Below are 5,128 nucleotides of genomic sequence, written 5' to 3' on the forward strand. Positions count from 1 at the left end.
GTCGAACAGTGGCTTCGGTCACTGATTTAATACAATATTAATTGTACAAGGAAGTGAACTGATGGCAAACTTTAACGATGCCAGGGCAGAGGGTGTTGGCCTAATCCATTTCCTCATAAGGCTGGTAGTGGGAGCAGTTGTGCTTGCAGTCACAGCAGCTTTAACCCCGGGCTTTTCAATATCAGGTTTCTGGCCGCTTATTTTAGGTGCGATTGTTCTTGCAGCGCTTGACTTTGTTGCTGTAAAATTCCTCGGTGTAAATGCCACTCCATTCGGAAGGGGAATTACCGGCTTTATACTTGCAGCCGTAATAATATATATCACTCAGTTTTTCGTCGCAGGATACAGCGTTACTCTGCTTGGCGCTGTAATAGGAGCATTGGTTTACGGTATAATTGATGCCATAATCCCGGGAAAATCTATTATGTAAAAACAAATACTGGATATGATAAAGGGTCTCAGGAAAACCTGAGACCCTTTATCATATTTATACCCAAAATGCCGTTCCCCTATATTTTGACACCTAGCCCAAGCTAGGTGGGTGTCCTGTTGAAAGCCTCAGCCTTCCGCTGCCGTTGCACATATCTTAATGACATGTGTCGGGATTAGCTTGCGGCCTGACTTCCTGCTTTCAAACTCCAAACTCCCTTATGTCAACTGTAGGTTCAAAACTATAGGATACTCCGCACATTTCAGGCTATTAGTTTTTAACTTCTCGCTTGCAAATCCATTATAACATTGACCAATAAAAAAAACAAACAATGCAATACACATTTAAAGCTACTGAGTCGAGGATATTGTAATCAAACTATCAAATGCTTAATAAATCAAAATTATAATTAGTTTTACAATTTGTGCGCGCAAAATAATCCCCGTTGCTATTTTGCACCAATTCTGTTTTCTCGTGCATAATAAAAAAGATACTGCTGGGCAAATCCCGCATATTCACCAAAATAATCACGGGCAAATTCCTGTATTTCGCTAAAGCTCGCTTCCCTTTTAAAATACAGCTCCTCCATCACTCTTTTTACCCACACGTCGGTGGGAAACACATCGTATTTTGTGCCGCTGTACAACAGCGTACAGTCTGCAACCTTAGGGCCGACTCCCTGAAATTTCATAAGATGGTTTCTTGCCTCAGCGGTATCCATTGAGCAAACGGCCTCAAGGCTTATTATTCCCTCGTTAACCATCTTTGCGGCACTCATTATGTATTTGCATCTAAATCCCGCTCCGGTACGCTCCAACTCTTCCAAAGCCGCACGGGAAAGTTCCTCAACAGTGGGAAATGCATAATACTTTTCGCCGTCCATTTCTGTTTCACGGCCATAAAGCCGGGATATTTCATTCACGGTTTTCATTATCCTGGGTATCCTGTTGTTGGCAGAGATGATAAAAGATACCAGGGTTTCCCATATACTCTGCCTAAGAAGTCTTATCCCTGAGCCAAACTCTACCGCTTCCTTCATTATCTCATCTTTCATTACTTTCTCTTTAATATGCGAATAGTCTCTTCCGAGGTCAAAATAGTCAAACCATATATTCTTAAAATCCTTTATATCGGCGTTTGACAATTCCAAAACTCCGTTCCGGTACTTTACGTTTACAGCCCTGTCATATGCAACCCCCGTATAACTTCCGTCCGGTTGTTTTATCCACCTGAAACACTGTCCGCAGTCGAATACATGGACAGGGTCAAAATCCGCTACTTTCTCAACAATGACCTTGTTATTCTCTTGCTCAATTTTATATCCTTTGTATTCCATATCCTCACCGTACCTTGAATATTTTCTTAAATATTTTTTTGTGTTACTTATAATTTTTGCGTCACTTATATATAATACCCTGTTTTTCTGTTATAATTTAAATAAATATAAGTGATATGTTTGCATTAAATTTTGAAAGGAAAATGCCATGAAAGAGAAAATTTACACAATACCTGTAACCGATGCATTTAGCACCGATTGTGAATGTCCCATGTGTGTGCTGGAAAAAAAGCTGGAAGACGAAAACATCGAATATGTACTGGGACCTTTCCTGATGGAGCCTGAAGGAAGAATGGAGACAAATGAAAACGGCTTTTGCAAAAGACATTTTGAGCTTCTATACAACAGCCAGGCAAACCGTTTGGGGCTTGGGCTCATTGTTGACACCCACATGGTGGAGCAAAACTTACGGCTCAAAAAAAGCTATGAAGCCAAAAAAGAGCACCTTCAGAAAGATGCCGATGTCTCTTTTATAAAAAATCTGTCGGGCAAGCTTTCTTCAAAGCAAACCGAGACCCGCAAATTTGTGGATGAATTGATTGCTCATCTTGAAAATCTTGAGAACTCCTGTACCGTTTGCACACGAATCAACAGAACAATGGACAGGTACATAGATGTAATTCTATATCTTTATTTTAAAGAAAGTGACTTCAAAGACCTTTTTCATAGCCGAAAGGGATTTTGCTTAAAGCACCTTAAAGCTCTTCTTGAAGGCACACAAAAGTATCTTGGTCCGAAAGAGACCGCCATATTTGTAGACAATCTGCTTTCCATGCAGATAGAAAACATGGAACGTATTCAGCAGGAAGTAAACTGGTTTACCAAAAAGTTTGACTACCGCAATAATGATGCCCCCTGGGGCAATTCAAAGGACGCTCTGCCAAGAAGCATTCAAAAGCTGGTGGGCTTTTCCAGCCTCAAGTAGCAAGATCGCTCCTTCTTGCTTCCAAAGCCTTGTTGGATTCCAAAACAAGGCTTTTTGCCGTAATATTAAGGCATTCGATATTGAGGGCCGTAAGCTTTTCAACCTCGTCAATCACCTTTTGCTGGATATTCCTTAAAAGAGGCTTTATTTGGCAGCCATACACCAGCACAAGGTCCATTTCAATATATATGCCTTCCGGGTGATTCTCCACCCGAAACCTTGATATTTTATTTACCCCTTCAATATTTGAGGTAACATAATCCACTATCTGGTATATCGTATAGTCGGAAATAGTGTAGTTGCCAAGGTAGCTGAAAGTCGGCCTGACTACGGATTTCTCGCCAATAAGCTGAAATCTTCCCTTACCCTTCCTTCTAAATATCTGCAAAGGGTCGAGAAAGTAACCCGAAAAGTCTTTTTTTATCTCAAAAGTAGGTACCGGAATAACATGCTTTCCCTGTTCCTTTCTTGTGGTAAGCGCCTGCTTTATCTCAAACTCCGTTGCCACCTGGTGTATATAAACCTTTTCGCAAATCTCCGGAAGCTCCAGACGCTTTGCTATGGCTTCAACCATACCGTCCGATGTGCCGAGAATAAGTATTCCCTCCGGATTGTATTGCCTTATAGCCGTCTTTACGTCATTTGCATGCTCGTCATCTGTAAACAGGGCACACTTGATGGAGCCTATTTTTGTTTTCTCCTTTTTGGCTGAAGTACCCGCGATAATCTGTGCACCTCTTATAAGAAGACCATCATCAATAATAAAATCTATTCCCCATTCCCGGGCAACCCATACAGCCCTATGGCTTTTTCCGGTTCCGCTTGGCCCTACAAATCCAACTACCCTCAAGTTTATACCTCCATAAACTTCGAAAACTCATGCTACTTACGAGTACAAATTTTCCTCTTGTATTAAAATCAATTTTACCACAAAACTATCTTCCATTACAATGAGGATAAACCTTCCTTATCAATGAGGTACATTAAGAAAGGCTCTCTAAGTCTTAAAGACAGTCCTAAAAATATTTATTATGAAAATTATTTCCCCTAAAACAGGGAAAAGAGAGTAAATCTACTCTCTTTTTTCCCGGATATTTTTCTTTAGTTTTTTTCACTTGTTATCTTTTGCTTTTAAGCTTCTTAATCCTTGGTACCTAATATTCTTTAATCATTAGTAGGAAGAAAAATTATATTAATTGTTTAAAAGTTACTGCAAAGGTTAGTTTTTTGTAACCCTTCTTAAAAGCATTCAAAATAAAATATATGCCTCTTTCCAATTATGCCCGGAAAGAATTGCTTATATACATCATATTGCATTATACAATATATTGTATCATTTGTTCATATATTGTCAATATGTATGGAGAAAAATTTTGAAGAAAATTTGTACCATTTCTGTTTTTTTGTAATTTTATATCAAAAAGTGGGCCTGTTCGGCCCATTTCAATGCGGTTAAAGTTTAGATTTGACTTTTATTTTCACTTCTTACCATATTCACCATGCACAATTCGCATTCGGAGCATATGACAACCTTACCCCAGAAAACATTTTTTATCGTTTCAAGAAGCTCCTTGTTTCTAAAGGATTTGGCGCCATGTATAACAAGCTTTCTTGGTGCCATGGTGATAAGGGAACTTACAAGGAGGTCATCATAATTCACTTCTCCTTCGGGTATGTCGTTCATAAATTCCTGAAGGCAATCATTTGTGATTTCATGTTTGTTCTCATCAAGCAGTACATATTTATTGTCATAACTCACAATAATGTGGACAACATTGAATTTGGGTTCCTGTCTGTCAACAAAATATCTCAAAAGCATGATAAACTCCCGGTATTCCCTTTCCATGAGGAAATCATCCACTGCTTTCTCTACTATTTCTTCAAGGTCCTTCATATAATCCTTCAGGCGAAAATTTACAAAACCGTCCAGTATGACACTGTTTGAAGTTTCAAAATACTCCAGTAATCTTTTTATTATAATATTCTTCCTTCGAATCTGAAAAAAACTGTTTAATAGATTTCTATCCTCATTTTTTATTATTGCAAGAGCAAGCCTTTGTATTTCTTTCCTCTCTACCTGGGTAAAATAACAATAATTGCTGTTTATTATTCTGTATATCAACTTTTCTTCATACTTATCAATGATAAAACTCGCCAAAGCATTGGAAACATTAAAAACCAATTCCCTATATAAATGAGAATTCATGTCCGAAGGAGCATCGTCATCTGCCAAACTACAGATAACTGAAGTTGAGCCTTCCGATTCGACAACATCTCTCACCAGGTAATTTCTGTTCTTTTTATTATTTCGGGATAGTTCATTTATCAAACAGTTTTTCAAACTGTCAGCATCGTCATTAACCCCAATACAAAGAAACTGCATCAACTTCACATCCCTTCAAACGTAGTATATGTCTTAGCAATTTGTTGTATGCAG

General features: G+C 38.6%; 5 protein-coding genes and 1 other RNA gene. 2 read left to right on the forward strand and 4 right to left on the reverse strand.

Annotation, left to right across the window (positions count from 1 at the left end; genetic code table 11):
• Positions 1 to 61: 61 nt before the first annotated feature.
• A complete protein-coding gene (locus PLH43_RS12965; RefSeq protein WP_324363800.1) occupies positions 62 to 430 on the forward strand; it encodes a phage holin family protein in 369 nt (122 codons plus the stop codon).
• Between the two features lie 57 nt (positions 431 to 487).
• On the opposite strand, the gene ssrS is transcribed toward PLH43_RS12965, so the two are convergent.
• Both ssrS and PLH43_RS12975 read right to left on the reverse strand, forming a co-directional pair.
• Positions 488 to 702, reverse strand: a non-coding RNA gene (gene ssrS / locus PLH43_RS12970) — 6S RNA.
• A 176-nt stretch (positions 703 to 878) separates the two neighbouring features.
• Complete coding sequence (locus PLH43_RS12975) at positions 879 to 1,766, reverse strand: DNA glycosylase (protein WP_324363802.1); 888 nt, start codon at positions 1,764 to 1,766, stop codon at positions 879 to 881.
• 148 nt (positions 1,767 to 1,914) lie between these two features.
• Between PLH43_RS12975 and PLH43_RS12980 the strand changes: the two genes are divergently transcribed.
• A complete protein-coding gene (locus PLH43_RS12980; RefSeq protein WP_324363804.1) occupies positions 1,915 to 2,691 on the forward strand; it encodes a DUF6062 family protein in 777 nt (258 codons plus the stop codon).
• Here PLH43_RS12980 and PLH43_RS12985 read toward each other — a convergent pair.
• Positions 2,684 to 3,541, reverse strand: coding sequence for an Asp23/Gls24 family envelope stress response protein (locus PLH43_RS12985; protein ID WP_324363806.1), 858 nt, complete (start codon positions 3,539 to 3,541; stop codon positions 2,684 to 2,686). The two genes, PLH43_RS12980 and PLH43_RS12985, sit on opposite strands and share 8 nt — an antisense overlap.
• A gap of 609 nt (positions 3,542 to 4,150) precedes the next feature.
• Positions 4,151 to 5,074: a putative sporulation protein YtxC gene (ytxC, locus tag PLH43_RS12990; RefSeq protein ID WP_324363808.1), complete on the reverse strand. Its 924-nt coding sequence runs from the start codon at positions 5,072 to 5,074 to the stop codon at positions 4,151 to 4,153.
• Positions 5,075 to 5,128: the final 54 nt, after the last annotated feature.

Source organism: Acetivibrio sp. (assembly GCF_035371925.1).
Classification (GTDB): Bacteria; Bacillota; Clostridia; order Acetivibrionales; family Acetivibrionaceae; genus Hungateiclostridium.

What these genes read in the sequence shown, in the direction of transcription:
- PLH43_RS12965 (WP_324363800.1), top strand. Translation starts at nt 62, where the DNA reads ATGGCAAACTTTAACGATGCCAGGGCAGAGGGTGTTGGCCTAATCCAT.
- PLH43_RS12975 (WP_324363802.1), bottom strand. Translation starts at nt 1,766, where the DNA reads ATGGAATACAAAGGATATAAAATTGAGCAAGAGAATAACAAGGTCATT.
- PLH43_RS12980 (WP_324363804.1), top strand. Translation starts at nt 1,915, where the DNA reads ATGAAAGAGAAAATTTACACAATACCTGTAACCGATGCATTTAGCACC.
- ytxC (WP_324363808.1), bottom strand. Translation starts at nt 5,074, where the DNA reads ATGCAGTTTCTTTGTATTGGGGTTAATGACGATGCTGACAGTTTGAAA.